This is a genomic window from Neoluteolibacter marinus (assembly GCF_014904755.1).
Lineage (GTDB): Bacteria > Verrucomicrobiota > Verrucomicrobiia > Verrucomicrobiales > Akkermansiaceae > Haloferula > Haloferula marina.
Window position 1 is genome coordinate 1 of sequence record NZ_JACZFQ010000270.1, and the last position, 289, is coordinate 289.

The window sequence follows — 289 nt, forward strand, 5'->3', positions numbered from 1 at the left end:
GAGACGGCACCAGGACGGCCGTGACCAGCAACTTCGACAGGCTGCGGGTCGGCACCGGGAAGATCTGCTTCCAAATCTTCGACAAGGGCACAAGAATCGCGTCGACGTCCTACTCGCAGAGATCCTCGGCGGTGTTCCCGGATATTCCGCCGGGTGCGCAGGTGCGCGGTTATGTGAAACTCGACGGGAAGATCGTGGGCCGCTGCCAGGTGGATGCCTCGTGAGCGCCGGCGACGACGGAACCGCCGTGCCGTGGCGGCAGGAATCCTCCTTCGGCCGCGATCTGGTG

The 289-nt window shown here is 65.1% G+C and carries 1 protein-coding gene; it reads left to right on the forward strand.

Annotated features, from left to right (window positions below; all coding sequences use genetic code 11):
* A partial coding sequence (locus tag IG178_RS24815) for a hypothetical protein (protein ID WP_226895785.1) occupies positions 1 to 224 on the forward strand: 224 nt, incomplete at its 5' end.
* Positions 225 to 289: the final 65 nt, after the last annotated feature.